A 14,753-nucleotide genomic window follows, 5' to 3' on the forward strand; every position below is an offset into this window, starting at 1 on the left:
GCTTAGGCAGTTTCGCCGACAGCCTTTTCGGCAGCTGCGATGACTGCCTTGCGCTTGGCGATTGCCGCCTCGCCGATGGGCGGACCCTGGAAGCGGCGGTTTTCAATGGCGAACCAGAGAATTGCCAGGATGATCGCAAAGCCGACCGAATAGTACCAAAGACCCGGCACAAAGTCCGAGGCAGGGACAGGCGGATTGGCCGCGGCGTCGCCCGGCGAGCTGGGAATGGACACGACGAAGGCATGACCGCCAATCGTGACCAGAACCGTGCCGATCATGACGATGACAGCGAAAACTTTCGACAGGCCGCCAAGGCGGAAACTGCCGAAGCTTGTCCAGGTTTTGCCTTCGGCAAAGAAGCCGGCGACGATCGGCATGGCGTAGGAAATGTAGAGATACATCGCGCAGCCGGTGGAGAGAGCGGCAAAGGCGTTGAGCGGCGTCGTCACCGCGGTCAGCACGACTGCCATGACGGCCGAGAACCAGATCGCCGCCACCGGAGTGCGGTACTTCGGGCTGACCGAACTCAGCACGCCGGAGAATGGCAAACCGCCGTCACGAGCAAACGCATAGATCATCCGCGAGGTGGAGGTCACGGCGGCCAATGCGCAAAGGAAGTTGGAGATGATCACGCCGATCAGCATCAACTTGCCGATGAACGACGTCATGATGGCAGCGATGAAGAGATTGTTGAAGGAACTCCAGCCCGAAGCGGCGGCGGCATTCAGATCCGGGATTGCCATGATCATGACAAGGATCAGCACGAAACCGAACACGCCGGACCAGAAGACCGAATGCAACATGCCCTTGTGCACGGTGTCGCGGGCATTGACCGTTTCTTCCGCCGTATGCGCGGAAGCATCAAAGCCGGTGATGGTGAACAGCGGATAGAGAAGGCCGATGATGATCGCCATCAACGGACCCGTTTGCGGCGAAACGCCGCCACCGGGAGCTCCGGTGTTGTTCACAAAAGTGAATGCCTTGCTGATATCGAAGCTCGGCGCCGCCATCAAAAACATGACGATCAGGATCACGGTGACGGCGAGGATCAGATAACCGGAAAAATCCGTCAGAATGGTCGTCAGCCTGATGCCGAAATGATTCAGCAGGGCTTGCGCCGCGGTGATGACAGCGACTGAACCAATTTGCGTCCCCATCCCCCAGCCGGAAACGTCCCAGCCGAGCACCGAACCGAAGAACAAATCCCGGGTGATGAGATAGAGAAACACGTTCACAGCCGGGATGACGAACAGCAACCCGAGGAGATTGACATAGGCCGTTGCCCAGCCCCAGAATCGGCCGCCAAGAATTGACGACCAGTGGTACAGGCTGCCTGCCGTCGGATAGGCGGATGCAATCTGGCCGAGACTGGCGGCGACGATCAGTGCATACGCGCTGCCGATGATCCAGCCGATGGTCAACGAGAATGGGCCGCCCGTCGAAAGCGCGATCGGAAATGATCCGAATCCGCCAGACAAGATGCAGATAATCGAGAACGAGATGGCAAAGCTCTGGAACGCCCCCATCCGCCGGGATAGTTCCTGGGCGTAGCCCATGCTGTGAAGGATTTTTACGTCCTCCGACTTGTCGATGTCTATTTGACCTGGTGCTGCCATTTTGATTCCCCTGTTATTTTCAGCTGGCCGATTGGACTGACTTTCTGACTGAATGCGATCTGGGCCGCGTGGCCTCCTCTGGTTCCAGATCCGAAAAAATGCCCGTGAGCAGATCCGCCCATTTCCGCTGCCCGGTTTCGCCGGAGATTTCATCGTTGCGGATTTCGATCATCGCGCAGGACAACCCGCGCGAGCGCGCATGCCGTTCGAGCGTGAAATAGACGCGATCGGCAGGCGAATAGGGTTCGTTGACGCCGACGGTGACGCCGGCAAGCCGCTGCAGTGCGCCGATCAGCGGCGCCGCCAACCGGCGATCCTCGTCATGGATGATGCCGATATGCCACGGCCGGTTGCGGCCCTTGTAAACCGGCGTGAAGGAATGCACGGAGACTAGCCGGGTCTCCTGGCCGCGCGCCAGCCTGTCTTCGATAATTCCCGCAATCGTGTCGTGGAATGGCTGCCATGACAAGGCGACGCGCTGCGCACGCTGCTTGTCCGAAAGGCCTGCATTCCCCGGTATGGCTGTGGTTTCGCTGACCGGCGGCACTAGGTCCGGCGCATCGAGCGGCCGGTTGCAGTCGATGATCAACCGCGAAATGCGGGTTTCGACCAGCGTCGCGTCGAGCGCCTGCGCCATGCGCAGCGCAACCGGCAGCGCGCCGGGATCCCAGGCGATGTGGCGCGACAGGTCCTCGGCCGCGAGGCCGAGCGTGCCGAATTCGGCGGGCAGGAAATTGGAAGCGTGGTCGCAGGTCAGTACGAAGGGGCTCGATCCGCCGGGGTTGGTCACCCCCACGGTATCAGACGATGCAGGGCTGGCGGGCCGTGCTTTCTCCATACTCTGCCGTCCCCGAGGAGCGCTGTATCGTATGTTACGTATTTTGCCTCATTGCGTCCCTACGGATGATTTCATACAGTTTGTCCGGCTTTGTCAAATGCGATCTGGGGAAAAGACCATCGGCCGGGCCAAGGGTGGGGAAAACCATGATTTCCAACATTGCCGAATTGATCGCCGACCGCATCGGCACCATGCCCGCCGGCGAACGACGAGCGGCCCAGACGCTGATCGCCAGCTACCCGATGATCGGGCTGAAGACGGTCGCCGAGTTCTCGGCGGCTGCCGGCGTGTCCTCGCCGACGATCCTGCGTTTCGTCGCCCGGCTCGGCTTCCAGAATTATCCGGAATTCCAGTCGAGCCTGCAGGATGAACTGGCGGCGCAATTGCAGTCGCCGGCAACCCGCACACTCAATCCGCCCTCGCCCGGCGGCACCGGATCGCCAATGCTGGAAGCGACGCTCGACAACATGCGCGAGACCTTCCGGCATCTGTCCGACAAGCAGCTTGCCGACATTGCCACCAGGCTTGCCGAGCGGCGCGGCAAGACATTTCTGATCGGCGGCCGCTTCACCGATCCCCTGGCGCGCTACATGGCCGCCCACCTCGCCGTCATCCAGCCCGATGTCTTTCACCTCGCCGGACAGGAGAGCATGTGGCGCGACAGGTTGATCGACATGGGCAAGCGCGACGTGCTGGTGATCTTCGACATCAGGCGCTACCAGGACAGCCTCGTCCGCTTCGCCGAGAAGGCGCACCAGCGCGGCGTTCAGATCGTACTGTTCACCGATCAATGGCTGTCGCCGATCGCCCGCTTTGCCCGTCATGTCATCGCCGGACGAACCGCCGTGCCTTCCGCATGGGATTCTTCGGCGGCGCTTTTCGTCGTCGCCGAAACGCTGATCGGCGCCGTCACAAGACAACTCGAGGCCGACGGCGCCCGGCGCATCCGCGAGATGGAAGGCCTGCGTTAGGCGGATCCCGGCCAAATCGCATCCGTCCCGACGGGGTGTCCCGACTTCACGTTACCGAGATTTAATGTGCACGATCGCGTGATAATTGCCATAAACCGCTGATATGCGAGGTGCGGCGTGGCCGGATTTCGCCGCCCGCCCGTACCGTCGCTGTGCCGCTCCTTCGGGAAGGGGCTGACGATTCCTGGAAACCGGAGTGTCGATGCGCACCTCAAAGCAAATTGTCGTTGCGCTTGTGATCGTGGTCGTCGCTGCGGCTGCCTGGGCGCGCTTCTATCCCGGAGCTCCCGAAGTGCTGGCGCGTTGGGGGATAGACTGGGCCTATGCGGCGACGCCTCCGGCCGGAAACAGTGCGGCCGGCGCGAGACAGGCTGGCAATCGCAATAGCCCCCGGCAGGTCGACGTCGTCGCCTTGCCTGCCGGCACGGCCACCATCAACGACCGCCTGCAGGCGATCGGCACCGGCCGCGCCAATGCCTCGGTGACCGTCAATCCCTATAGTTCGGGCCGCCTTGCCGATCTGCTGGTCGAATCCGGCAGCCATGTCGACAAGGGGCAGATCATCGCCACGCTCGATTCCGAGACGGAGATCATTGCCCAGAACCGGGCCAAGCTCGCCTTGCAGGACGCACAAGCCAAGCTCGACCGCGTCAAGTCGCTGCGCGCCTCCAACGCCGCCACGCCGGTCGCGGTCGCCGATGCCGAAGTGGTGCTGGCCGGCGCCAAGCTGGCGCTTCAGGATGCCGAGCTTGCGCTGCAGCGTCGCTCGATCCTGGCGCCGATATCGGGCACCGTCGGCATCCTGCCGATCTCGGCCGGCAACTACGTGACCAACCAGTCGGCGATCGCCACGCTGGACGACCGGTCCTCCATCCTGGTCGATTTCCAGGTGCCCGAACGCTTCGCCGCCGCCGTCAAGGTCGGCGCGCAATTGACGGCGACGCCGATCGCCAATCAGAGCAACGCCTATACCGGCACGGTGTCGGCGATCGACAATCATATCGACGAAAAGAGCCGCACCCTCCTGGTCAAGGCCAAGATCGCCAACCCGGCCGACTCGCTGCGCGCCGGCATGTCGTTCTCCATCACCATGAAATTCCCCGGCGAGACCTATCCCGCCGTCAGCCCGCTGGCGATCCTGTGGGGATCGGACGGTGCTTATGTCTGGCAGGTCGAGGACGGCAAGGCCAGGCGGTTGCCGGTTCGCATCATCCAGCGCAACACCGAAACCGTGCTGATCGACGCGGAGATCAGCCGCGGCGACATGGTTGTCACCGAGGGCACCCAAAATGTCAGCGAAGGCGGCGAGGTTCGCATCGCCGGCCAGGAGCAGCGCGCCGCCACCGCCGCGGAAGGCTCATGACCGGACCCGTCAACGCCGGCAGCGATACCGGCTTCACCGCCCTGTTCATCCGCAGGCCGGTCATGGCCTTCGTGCTCAACGTCCTCATTGCGGTTGCCGGCCTTGCGGCCTTCTACGGCGTCGAGATCCGCGAATTGCCCGACGTCGATCGTGCCGTGGTCACGGTCTCCACCACCTTCGAGGGGGCGGCGGCCGAAACCGTCGACCGCGAATTGACCGACACGATCGAGGGCGCCGTCGCTCGCGTCTCCGGCGTCAAGTCGATTTCATCATCCTCCTCATTCGGATCGAGCCGCGTCACCATCGAGTTCAACGACGGTGTCGACCTCAACGTCGCAGCCTCGGATGTGCGCGATGCCGTCGGCCGCGTTGCAAACCAGATGCCGGACACGGCCGATCCACCGCGCATCGTCAAGGCCGACGCCAATTCCGACGCGGTGATGCGGCTGGCGGTGACTTCGGACACCCTGTCGATCCAGGACATGACGGTGGTGGTACAGGACCAGATCGAGGACGAATTGGCCGCCGTCCCGGGCGTCGCCGACGTCCAGGTCTATGGCGACCGCGACAAGATCTTCCGCATCGACGTCGACCAGAACAAGCTCGCCAGCCTTGGCTTCACGGTCGCCGACCTCAGGGCGGCGCTCGCCTCCGTCGCCTTCGATTCCCCGGCGGGGTCGATCACCACGACCAACCAGGACCTGATCGTCCGCACCACGGCCGACGTGACGACGCCTGCGGAATTCGAAAACATCATCATCGGCGGCACCACGCGCATCCGCGATGTCGCGACCGTCACGCTCGGCCCCGATGTCGGCCAGACCACGCTGCGTTCGGACGGCAAGACCGGCATCGGCATCGGCATCATCCGGCAGGCGGAATCGAACACGCTGGACATTTCGACCGGCGTCCAGGCCGCCGTCGCCAAGCTGCAGGCGAACCTGCCCAACGGCATGTCGATCAAGATCACCAGCGACGACGCCGTCTTCGTCAAGGGTGCCGTGCACGAGGTCGAGATCGCGCTCGGCCTGTCGGTCACCATGGTGCTGATCGTCATCTACGTCTTCCTGCTCGACTGGCGCGCCACGCTCATCCCGGGCCTGTCGATGCCGGTCGCCATGATCGGCACCGTAGCCGCCATCTATCTGGCCGGCTTCTCGATCAACATCCTTACGCTGCTCGCTTTGGTGCTGGCCACCGGCCTTGTCGTCGATGACGCCATCGTGGTGCTGGAAAACATCGTGCGACGGCGCAATGAGGGCATGGGGCCGCGCGCGGCCGCCGTGCTCGGCGCACAGGAAGTGTTCTTCGCCGTCGTTGCCACCACGCTGACGCTGGTCGCGGTCTTCGTACCGATCTCGTTCCTGCCGGGACAGACCGGCGGCCTGTTCCGCGAATTCGGCTTCGTGCTTGCGATGTCGGTGCTTCTGTCCTGCGTGGTGGCGCTGACGCTTTGCCCGATGCTTGCCTCGCGCATGCTGACCAGCGCGTCGCTTCACCACGAAGGTGACCACGGCATCGGCGCGCGCATCGGCGGCGTCCTCAATGCCGGCTACAAGCGTGCGCTCCATGCATGTCTCGACGCGCCGTGGATCGTGGTTCTGGTCGCGGTGCTGTTTGCCGGCATCGCCTTCACGCTGTTCGGCACGATCCGCCAGGAACTGACGCCCACCGAGGATCGCGCCGCCGTGCTGTTGCGCATCAACGCCCCGCAAGGCGTCAGCCTCGACTACACCACGCAGCAGATGCAGAAGATCGAGCGGCTGATCCAGCCGATGCGCGATTCCGGCGAGATTCGCTCGACCTTCGAGAACGCCGGCCAGAACGGTTCCTACAACTCGGGCTTCATGGTGATGACGCTGGCGCCGTGGGACGAGCGAAGCCGCAGCCAGCAGGAGATCATGGCCGAGATCAGCCAGCTGACCAAACAGGTGCCCAGCGTGCGCATCTTCCCGGTCCAGCCCAACAGTCTCGGCATCCGCGGCGCCGGCAACGGCCTGCAGTTCGCTCTGGTCGGCAACGATCGCAAGGCGCTCGGCGATGCGGCGGTCAAAATCATCGCCGAGATGCAGAAGGATCAGCGCTTCCAGACGCCACGCCTGTCGATCGACCCGACGCAGCCGCAGCTGGCCGTGGCCATCGACCGTGAGCGCGCTTCCGACCTCGGCATCGACATATCCGGGCTCGCCAACACCATGCAAGCCATGCTCGACGGCAACGACGTCGTCGATGTCTACATCGCCGACCGCAGCTACGGCGTGAAGCTGGTCTCGACCACCAATCCGATCAACGACCCGACCGATCTGGAAAATGTCTTCCTCAAGACGGCGGATGGCCGCTTCGTGCCGATGTCGACCATCGCCACGCTGACCGAACGCGCCGTGCCGCCGTCGCTGTCGCGCGAACAGCAGCAGCCTTCGGTGGCAATCACCTCCAACCTCTCAGGCAATTTCGCGCTTGGCGATGCGCTGACGCGTGCCGAGGAGATCGCCACGCCGCTCCTGCCGCCCGGCAGCCGCATCCTGCCGCTGGCCGAAGCCGCCACATTGGGCGAAACCAACAGCGCCATGGTCACCATCTTCGGCTTCGCCCTGATCATCATCCTTTTGGTGCTGGCCGCCCAGTTCGAGAGTTTCGTCAGTGCCGTCATCATCATGGCGACAGTGCCGCTCGGCCTTGCCTGCGCAATTTTCGCGCTGCTGCTGTCGGGCACCAGCCTCAATGCCTACAGCCAGATCGGCCTGGTGCTTCTGGTCGGCGTCATGGCCAAGAACGGCATCCTGATCGTCGAATTCGCCAATCAGCTGCGTGATCGGGGACTGGGCGTACGCGAAGCGATCGAGCAGGCCTCCACCATCCGCCTGCGGCCGGTGATGATGACGATGATCTGCACCATACTGGGCGGTGTGCCGCTTGTGCTGGCCGCCGGCGCGGGCGCGGAGGCGCGCGTGGCGCTCGGCTGGGTGATCGTCGGCGGGCTTGGCCTGGCCACCGTCTCGACGCTGTTCCTGACACCGGTCGCCTATCTCCTGCTTGGCCGCTTCGTCACCCCGAAGACCCATGAGGAAGCGCGGCTGAAGCGCGAACTCGAGGAAGCCGCCTACACCAATGTGGAACCGGCGGAATAGAGATAGCTATTTCAGCAGCCGACCTTCGATCGACCAGCGCGCGGCAAGGAAGTTCAGCACAGCCGCCACGATGACCCCGCCGATCTTTGCCGGCCACACGCCGGTGATGCCGGCGAAGAGTGCGATCGACAGGCTGGAGACGCCGAGCGAAATCAGCGCCCCGGCCGTGACAAACCGCAGGAAGGCGTCATGCAGCCGGATGGCGTGATTGCGCTCGAACGACCAGAAGCCATTGGCCACGAAAGAGAAGATGACGGCGATCGACCACGAGAGGACGTTGGCGGCAAGCGGTGGGACGTGCAGCTTGAGCAGCAGGGAAAAGCCGGCAAGGTCGATGGCCGTGTTCACCAGTCCGACAAGCGCAAAACGGGCGATCTTGCTGCCGGTTGAACGCTGGGGTCGATCGGCTCCGCTCATCCCTTGCCGTCCATGATCTCGACACCGGCGCGGGCCAGGCTCGCGCCGAACGCATCCGAGGCCAGCACCCCGAATTCCACTTCGCGCACGCCTTGCATCGGGTCGCGCGCGCGCAGTGTTTCGTCGACATGGCCGGGGTGGCACATGAACAGCCCATGGTCCGGCAACGCTTCGACCGCGGCCTTCAGCAATGGCGCAAATTTTTCGGGTTGCCGCCAGTCGTAGATGCCGGCGAGCGGCTTCCAAACGGCAAAGCCGGCGCGCTGCATCGATTGATTGAAGCCGGCGGCCACGGCAGCGATTGCCGCGATCTTCGAAGCGACGGCGGCATCGCCAAGCGCCGGAGCGCCGCGCAGCACCGGCCTGCCGGCGGCGTCGGGAAAATACGCCCGCAGCCATCCGCGCACGACGGGCAGGAAATGCACGTGCTGATGACCATCGATGAAGTCGGGCTTGCGGCCGAGCGCCTCGACGAACCGACTGTACTGCGCGTCGAGTTCGGCATGGACATCGCGCTTGTCGATCCGGCCGCGCAGGACCGGCAGGGCGAGCGAACGAAGCGGCGGCAGCCGGCCCTCGGGCGCCAGGCTCGACTTGCCTGTGACGGCCGGCTGATCCGTAAGTGTCAGGTGCAGCCCGATCGCCGCATGGCCGCACAACGGCCTGATACGCGCCGCCGCCCCGGCCCATTCCGGAAAACCGGTCATGCAGCTGGTGCCGGTCAGCCGTCGCCGGTCGAGCAGGTCTAGAATTCCGGCGCAAACCCCTGGCGCCAGGCCGTAGTCGTCGGCGATCAGGCGAATGCGCCGCGTCATATGCCGGACGCGCCTGGCGGCCTGTCCGAGACGTCGCTGCGCACGACATCGCGCACGATGTAGACCGGCCGGTCCTTGCTCTCCGACAGCGTGACCCAGACATATTCGCCGATCAAACCAAGCAAGGTCAGGTTGAGGCCACCCAGCAGGACGACGGCGACCATCAGGCTGGGATAGCCAGGCACGGCGATGCCGTAGAACATCACTTCGAAGAACACCTTGGCGCCGTAAACGATGCCCGCCAGCGCCGCCAGCATGCCGCTCAGGCTGATGATGCGCAGCGGGATGACGGAAAACGACGTAAAGCCTTCCAGCGAAAAGGCGATCAGGTTGAGCCGGCTCCATTTCGACGTGCCGACAGCCCGGTTTTCCGGCGAATAGGGTATGGCTTTCTGGCGGAAGCCTGCCCAGGCGAACAGGCCCTTGTTGAAGCGCCGCTTGTCGCGCAGGCTGGTCAGCGCGCGCGCGACGGTACCGCGCATGACGCGAAAATCTCCCGCGTTCTCGGGGATATCGAAACGCTGGCTGCTGTTGATCAGGCTATAGAACAGCTTCGCCAGCTGGCTGCGCCGCCAGCTGGCCTCGCGCCGGTCGTTCTGGGCGTAGACGACGTCGATATCGGGATGCTTCACCAACTCGGCAATCATCTGCAGGCTGATGTCCATGGAATGCTGCAGGTCCGAATCCATGATCAGCACCATGTCGCCGCGCGACTGGTCGAGGCCGGCGAGCACCGCGACCTCCTTGCCGAAATTGCGGCTGAGGCGAACGATCTCCCAGGAGCCCGACAGCGCCAGCGAAAACCGTTCGGCGCCATCGTCGCGACTGCCGTCGTCGACCAGGATCTTGTGGACGGCCATGCCGAAACGGCTTGATACCGCTTCCTCGAGCCTGTCGAGCAGCGCGGCAAAGGCCGACGCCGATTGCGCCTCGTTGAAGAAGGGCGCCACGATATCGAGTTTCTGACGCAACTCAGCCATGTGCGACGGGTCCGACATTCGCCATCTTTTCGCTCGCCTTGGCCCAGAACCACCAGATCAGCGGACAGACGATGAAGGTGACCGCGAGCGGCCGGAACCAGGGGAAGAAGAAATCATGCATGTGGCGCTCGACGCCCGTCAAACCTGTGACGAACAATACCATCGACAGCACCGAAGCCAGGACGCCGCCACGCTCGTCCCGCCACAGTGTGGCGATAGCGAGGCCGGCAGGCACCGCGATCATGGCGTAGGTATTTGGCTCGACGCGCGGATTGAAGACGCACATGTAGAAGGCGGCCGTCAGGAAGATGGCCAGTCCCGCCATTCCAGGCTGGAGCTTGCGGTCGAACCAGAGAACGGTCGATAGCGTAAGCAATGCCACGACGACACGCACGATCGTGGCGGCGAATTCAGGCATGGGTAGGCCTGCCGACGTGAAAGGCGCCGTGAAGTCGGTGGGCACAAAATGGCCGGACTTGTCGACCGCCATGGAGGTCAGCATGCTGGCGAAATCACCGTACTGCTCGTTGAGGTAGCCGGCAGGTGCGAAAGCATATGGAATGGCGAGCACGAACAGCACCGCCAGCACGAGCACGGGTATCAGCCGCAGGCGCAGGGCTCCCACCAACAAAAGCATGATGATCGCGGTCGGTTTGGCAATGATGGCGACCGATGCCCAGAAGAAGGTCTCGGCGCGCCGCCCTTCGAGCGCCGACAGGGTCAGGAGCCAGCAGGCGCCGGTCAGGAGGATCGTCGCCTGGCCGTTGCGGATCGCACCCAGCGCCATCGGCAAGGCAAGGAAGAGCCCGAAGGAAAGCAGCCACGTCAATTCCCCGCCACCGAGCTTGCGCACCTGGCGCATCGCGGCGAAGGTGAGCACCGCAAACCCCAGTACGTGCCACACCAGTCCGCCCAGATGCGGACCGAGCTTCAGCACCGGAACATAGAGCGCGGCAAAGGCCGGCGCGTAGAGATAGCCCATCTCGGACTGGAGATTGTAAAGTGGCTGGCCGCTGAGGAACGCCTCGCTGCCAAATCCGTAGGCCTGCATCACCGTGCGCGTGTAGGGCGACCATAGCACCATCCCGAGGACGACCAGGAATGCCCCGACCCACAGGCTCAGCCCCAAACGGTCGAAAACCGGCTTGGAAATCGTCATCAATACACCCCGCACGCCATTGGGGGAGACGCCTTAGCCTGGCGTCGTCCCGGCATTCGATGGCGGCGGCATATCACGGACAAAGCGGCGCGGCATAGGGGGGTCGATGGCGCAAGCGGCGATCCGGCCGGTCCGATGGCAGCCGGACACGTGAATGTGTCGACCATCGAGAGCAAGGTCACCGTTTCAGGGCCGGATGAAAACCTTGCCGTTGGGCTTGGCCAGTTCCGCCGGCAAGCGCGCCATTGTCTCGGCCAGCGGAATGACCGCCGTCACGTCGGTCGACCAGCGTCCATCGGAAAACCGCTTCTGCGCCTCGAGAATCGCCGGACCACGGCGATCGCGGAACTGACGCATCCATTCGCTCAGCCAGAAGCCCTCGATGTGCTTGTGCTGGAAGATCAACTGGCCGGGCTCGCGGATGACCGTGGCCTCGGGATCGAGCCGGCCGTAGATGATCCAGCGCGCCCGTTTAGGCATCGCATTGAAGATCGCCGAAGCCAGCGGCCCGGTGACCGCATCGAGGAAGATGCGCGGCTGTTCGGCCTTCATCACCTCGCGCAGGGTGGTCTCGAAATCCGGCGCCTTTTCGTTGAGGACACGCGCCGCGCCAAGCTCTTTCAGCAGCGCGATCTGCTCGTCGCGGCGCACGGTGACAACAGGCCGGAACCCCTCCTCCCTGGCCAGGCCGATGATCAGCTTGCAGAGCTGGCTGGCGCCTGCGGTCATGATGAAGGCCTTCTCGCCTTCCTGTTTGACGATGTCGAACATGGCGATCGCGGTCAGCGGATTGACGATCATCGCAGCGCCATCCTCGTCGCGCACCGTATCGACGAGCGGAATGCAGGCCGCCGCCTCGGCGACCGCATATTCAGCCCACGAGCCCCAATTGCTGAGACCGGTGGCGAAGGCGACCCGCTTGCCGATGAGGCTCCTGGGATAGGGCTCCTCCCCGCCCGCGACGACTGTGCCGACACCTTCGAAGCCCGCCGGCTGGCCCTTGGCGCGCGGCTGCCCGTACTGGCCCTTGATGAAGGCGACATCCGATGGATTGATCGAAGCCAGACTGACCTTGATCAGCACCTGGCTCGGTCCGGGCGCCGGCACGGCGATGCTTCCCGGCTCGAGATACGGCTCCATCGCCTCGAGCGCACTGCCGCTCGGTGTCCTGGTATAACCGTCGCCCACCAGGAGCAGCGCCTTCATTTCGGAGGGGATTGTCATCAGTGACACTCCTTGGTTGCCGCGGGAAGAACCGTATGTGGCCAGCCTAACTGCCGCTCAGACCTTCTCCTGCGTGTATTTCTTCAGCTCCGTCCGCGCCACCTGGCGGCGATGGACTGCGTCAGGCCCGTCGGCGAGGCGCAGCGTCCTCAGATGCGTCCACGAGCGCGCGAGCGGCGTGTCCTGGCTGATGCCTTTTGCGCCGAACATCTGCACCGCCTCGTCGGTGACCTTGAGCGCCACGCGCGGCGCGATGACCTTGATCTGGCTGATCCAGGGGGCCGCGGCCCGCGCGTCGCCCTGGTCGATCATCCACGCCGCCTTGAGGCAGAGCAGCCGGGCCATTTCGATCTCCATCCGGCATTCGGCGATGATGTCGAAATTGGCGCCGAGTTTCGCCAGCTTCTGGCCGAAGGCCTCGCGGCGCACGGAACGCTGGCACAGCATTTCCAGCGCCATCTCGGCCTGGCCGATGGCGCGCATGCAATGATGGATCCGGCCCGGCCCGAGCCGGCCTTGCGCGATCTCGAAACCCCTGCCCTCCCCGAGGATCAGATTCGACGCCGATACCCGCACATTGTCGAAGCGAAGATGCATGTGGCCGTGCGGCGCGTCATCGTCGCCATAGACCTGCATGGCGCGGACCTTGGTCACGCCTTTCGTGGCCGAGGGTACCAGGATCATCGAATGGCGGCGATGCCGCGGCTCTTCATCGCCGCCGGTCCGCACCATGACGATATAGATGGCGCAGCGCGGATCGCCGGCGCCCGACGCCCACCATTTCTCGCCGTTGAGCACATAGTCACCGCCCTGCCGCTCGCAGCGCATGGAAATGTTGGTGGCGTCGGAGGAGGCGACATCCGGCTCCGTCATCAGATAGGCCGAGCGGATTTTTCCGTCCAGCAGCGGCTCGAGCCATTCCCGCTTGTGCTCGGCCGAACCGTAGCGTTCCAGAACCTCCATATTGCCGGTGTCGGGCGCGGAGCAGTTGAAGGTTTCGGCGCCGAGATGTGCCTTGCCCATCTCCTCGGCCAGATAGGCGTATTCGACGGTGGACAGGCCGTAGCCGCGTTCCGAGCCGGTCAGCCAGAAGTTCCACAGGCCGCGTTCCCGGGCGGTCTTCTTCAACCCTTCGAGAATCTCGCTCTGGCGCTTGCTGTAGACCCAGCGGTCGCCCGCCTTGCCGACTTCGCCGAGGAACTCCTTGTCAAGCGGCATGATCTCGTCGCGCACCATGGCCGCGACGCGTGCGTGGATCGGCTTCAGCCGCTCGGTCATGCCGAGATTCATCTGCGTCATCGGTCGCTAACCCTTCATGCACGCCAGGCATTTTATCCGTGGCAAGGATGACCGTACTTCGGATAGCCTTGTCAACGCGAACTGTTTTGCCCGCGGGCGGGGCAACGGCGCGGAGAATTCGGATGAGCTACCTGGACGAGCTGTTTTCGGTTGCCGGCAAGACCGCGCTGGTAACGGGAGCGGCGACCGGCATCGGCCGCATGGCGGCAACAGCGCTGGTCAAGGCCGGCGCCAGCGTGATGATCGCCTCGCGCAAGGGCGAGGACTGCATCAAGGTGGCCGGCGAATTGAACGGACTTGGCGCCCCGGGCCGGGCGGAAGGCTTTGCCGGCGACGTTTCCAGCGAGGCTGGCATTGCCGCCCTGGTCGGTGAGGTCAGGGCGCGGACCGAAAGACTGCATATTCTGATCAACAATGCCGGCGTGTCCTGGGGCGCGCCGCTGGAAAGCTTTCCCTACCACGCCTGGGCCAAGGTGTTTGGCGTCAATGTCACCGCGGTCTTCCATCTGACCCGCGAATTGCTGCCGCTGCTCGATGCCGGTGCAAGCGACGCCGATCCGGCCCGGGTGATCAATCTGGGCTCGGTGATGGGCACGCAGCCGCTGGCCGACGACGCCTATTCCTACACCGCCTCCAAGGCTGCCGTGCATCACCTGACGCGCACGCTGGCACTCGAATTCGCCGGCCGCCGCATCACCGTCAACGCCTTTGCCCCAGGCCCCTTCCAGAGCCGCATGACGGCATTCGCCACCGGCACGGACGAACAGGCCAGGCATGTCGGCAGCCATGTCCCGATCGGCCGCATCGGCACACCGGATGACATTGCCGGCGCAACGCTCTATTTGTGCAGCCGTGCAGGCAGCTATGTCACCGGCGCCATTCTGCCGATTGACGGCGGACAGTCGGTGCAGCATGGGCTGACCTTGTTCAAGGAATGACATTT

12 protein-coding genes are annotated in these 14,753 nt (G+C 64.0%); 4 read left to right on the forward strand and 8 right to left on the reverse strand.

Annotation, left to right across the window (positions count from 1 at the left end; all coding sequences use genetic code 11):
* Positions 1-2: 2 nt before the first annotated feature.
* Together EN851_RS12365 and EN851_RS12370 are read right to left on the reverse strand one after the other, a co-directional pair.
* Positions 3-1,616 carry an amino acid permease gene (locus EN851_RS12365; RefSeq protein ID WP_135929330.1) on the reverse strand — a complete coding sequence of 538 codons (1,614 nt, stop codon included), beginning with the start codon at positions 1,614-1,616 and terminating at the stop codon, positions 3-5.
* 19 nt (positions 1,617-1,635) lie between these two features.
* Positions 1,636-2,454, reverse strand: a complete 819-nt coding sequence (locus EN851_RS12370; protein ID WP_135929331.1) for an N-formylglutamate amidohydrolase — start codon at positions 2,452-2,454, stop codon at positions 1,636-1,638.
* Between the two features lie 146 nt (positions 2,455-2,600).
* Between EN851_RS12370 and EN851_RS12375 the strand changes: the two genes are divergently transcribed.
* The 3 genes from EN851_RS12375 (at position 2,601) to EN851_RS12385 (ending at position 7,916) form a co-directional block, all read left to right on the forward strand.
* Positions 2,601-3,425: a MurR/RpiR family transcriptional regulator gene (locus EN851_RS12375; RefSeq protein ID WP_135865649.1), complete on the forward strand. Its 825-nt coding sequence runs from the start codon at positions 2,601-2,603 to the stop codon at positions 3,423-3,425.
* Positions 3,426-3,627: 202 nt separating this feature from the next.
* The gene (locus EN851_RS12380) at positions 3,628-4,788 is read left to right on the forward strand and encodes an efflux RND transporter periplasmic adaptor subunit (protein ID WP_127869931.1); all 1,161 of its coding nucleotides are present in this window, start codon (positions 3,628-3,630) and stop codon (positions 4,786-4,788) included.
* Positions 4,785-7,916 (forward strand): efflux RND transporter permease subunit, encoded by a 3,132-nt coding sequence (locus EN851_RS12385; protein WP_135929332.1) that lies wholly within the window; start codon positions 4,785-4,787, stop codon positions 7,914-7,916. Before EN851_RS12380 ends, EN851_RS12385 begins: the two co-directional genes overlap by 4 nt.
* Before the next feature lie 6 nt (positions 7,917-7,922).
* On the opposite strand, the gene EN851_RS12390 is transcribed toward EN851_RS12385, so the two are convergent.
* From EN851_RS12390 to EN851_RS12415, 6 genes are all read right to left on the reverse strand, one after another.
* Positions 7,923-8,333 (reverse strand): GtrA family protein, encoded by a 411-nt coding sequence (locus EN851_RS12390; protein ID WP_127869933.1) that lies wholly within the window; start codon positions 8,331-8,333, stop codon positions 7,923-7,925.
* A complete protein-coding gene (locus EN851_RS12395) occupies positions 8,330-9,148 on the reverse strand; it encodes a ChbG/HpnK family deacetylase (RefSeq protein WP_135929333.1) in 819 nt (272 codons plus the stop codon). The genes EN851_RS12390 and EN851_RS12395 overlap by 4 nt, the downstream gene beginning before the upstream one ends.
* On the reverse strand, positions 9,145-10,128 hold the full coding sequence (locus EN851_RS12400) for a glycosyltransferase family 2 protein (protein WP_127279544.1): 984 nt from the start codon (positions 10,126-10,128) through the stop codon (positions 9,145-9,147). Before EN851_RS12400 ends, EN851_RS12395 begins: the two co-directional genes overlap by 4 nt.
* On the reverse strand, positions 10,121-11,287 hold the full coding sequence (locus EN851_RS12405) for a glycosyltransferase 87 family protein (RefSeq protein ID WP_127279543.1): 1,167 nt from the start codon (positions 11,285-11,287) through the stop codon (positions 10,121-10,123). Before EN851_RS12405 ends, EN851_RS12400 begins: the two co-directional genes overlap by 8 nt.
* Before the next feature lie 186 nt (positions 11,288-11,473).
* Positions 11,474-12,511, reverse strand: coding sequence for a zinc-binding dehydrogenase (locus tag EN851_RS12410; protein WP_135929334.1), 1,038 nt, complete (start codon positions 12,509-12,511; stop codon positions 11,474-11,476).
* Between the two features lie 57 nt (positions 12,512-12,568).
* Positions 12,569-13,810, reverse strand: coding sequence for an acyl-CoA dehydrogenase family protein (locus EN851_RS12415; RefSeq protein ID WP_135929335.1), 1,242 nt, complete (start codon positions 13,808-13,810; stop codon positions 12,569-12,571).
* A 122-nt stretch (positions 13,811-13,932) separates the two neighbouring features.
* On the opposite strand from EN851_RS12415, the gene EN851_RS12420 reads away from it, so the two are divergent.
* Positions 13,933-14,748 (forward strand): SDR family oxidoreductase, encoded by an 816-nt coding sequence (locus EN851_RS12420; RefSeq protein WP_135929336.1) that lies wholly within the window; start codon positions 13,933-13,935, stop codon positions 14,746-14,748.
* Positions 14,749-14,753 lie beyond the last annotated feature (5 nt).

The sequence above is a fragment of the Mesorhizobium sp. M8A.F.Ca.ET.208.01.1.1 genome (assembly GCF_004791315.1).
GTDB lineage: Bacteria > Pseudomonadota > Alphaproteobacteria > Rhizobiales > Rhizobiaceae > Mesorhizobium.

What these genes read in the sequence shown, in the direction of transcription:
- EN851_RS12395 (WP_135929333.1), bottom strand. Translation starts at nt 9,148, where the DNA reads ATGACGCGGCGCATTCGCCTGATCGCCGACGACTACGGCCTGGCGCCA.
- EN851_RS12410 (WP_135929334.1), bottom strand. Translation starts at nt 12,511, where the DNA reads ATGACAATCCCCTCCGAAATGAAGGCGCTGCTCCTGGTGGGCGACGGT.
- EN851_RS12405 (WP_127279543.1), bottom strand. Translation starts at nt 11,287, where the DNA reads ATGACGATTTCCAAGCCGGTTTTCGACCGTTTGGGGCTGAGCCTGTGG.
- EN851_RS12370 (WP_135929331.1), bottom strand. Translation starts at nt 2,454, where the DNA reads ATGGAGAAAGCACGGCCCGCCAGCCCTGCATCGTCTGATACCGTGGGG.
- EN851_RS12390 (WP_127869933.1), bottom strand. Translation starts at nt 8,333, where the DNA reads ATGAGCGGAGCCGATCGACCCCAGCGTTCAACCGGCAGCAAGATCGCC.
- EN851_RS12420 (WP_135929336.1), top strand. Translation starts at nt 13,933, where the DNA reads ATGAGCTACCTGGACGAGCTGTTTTCGGTTGCCGGCAAGACCGCGCTG.
- EN851_RS12375 (WP_135865649.1), top strand. Translation starts at nt 2,601, where the DNA reads ATGATTTCCAACATTGCCGAATTGATCGCCGACCGCATCGGCACCATG.
- EN851_RS12365 (WP_135929330.1), bottom strand. Translation starts at nt 1,616, where the DNA reads ATGGCAGCACCAGGTCAAATAGACATCGACAAGTCGGAGGACGTAAAA.
- EN851_RS12380 (WP_127869931.1), top strand. Translation starts at nt 3,628, where the DNA reads ATGCGCACCTCAAAGCAAATTGTCGTTGCGCTTGTGATCGTGGTCGTC.
- EN851_RS12385 (WP_135929332.1), top strand. Translation starts at nt 4,785, where the DNA reads ATGACCGGACCCGTCAACGCCGGCAGCGATACCGGCTTCACCGCCCTG.
- EN851_RS12415 (WP_135929335.1), bottom strand. Translation starts at nt 13,810, where the DNA reads ATGACGCAGATGAATCTCGGCATGACCGAGCGGCTGAAGCCGATCCAC.
- EN851_RS12400 (WP_127279544.1), bottom strand. Translation starts at nt 10,128, where the DNA reads ATGGCTGAGTTGCGTCAGAAACTCGATATCGTGGCGCCCTTCTTCAAC.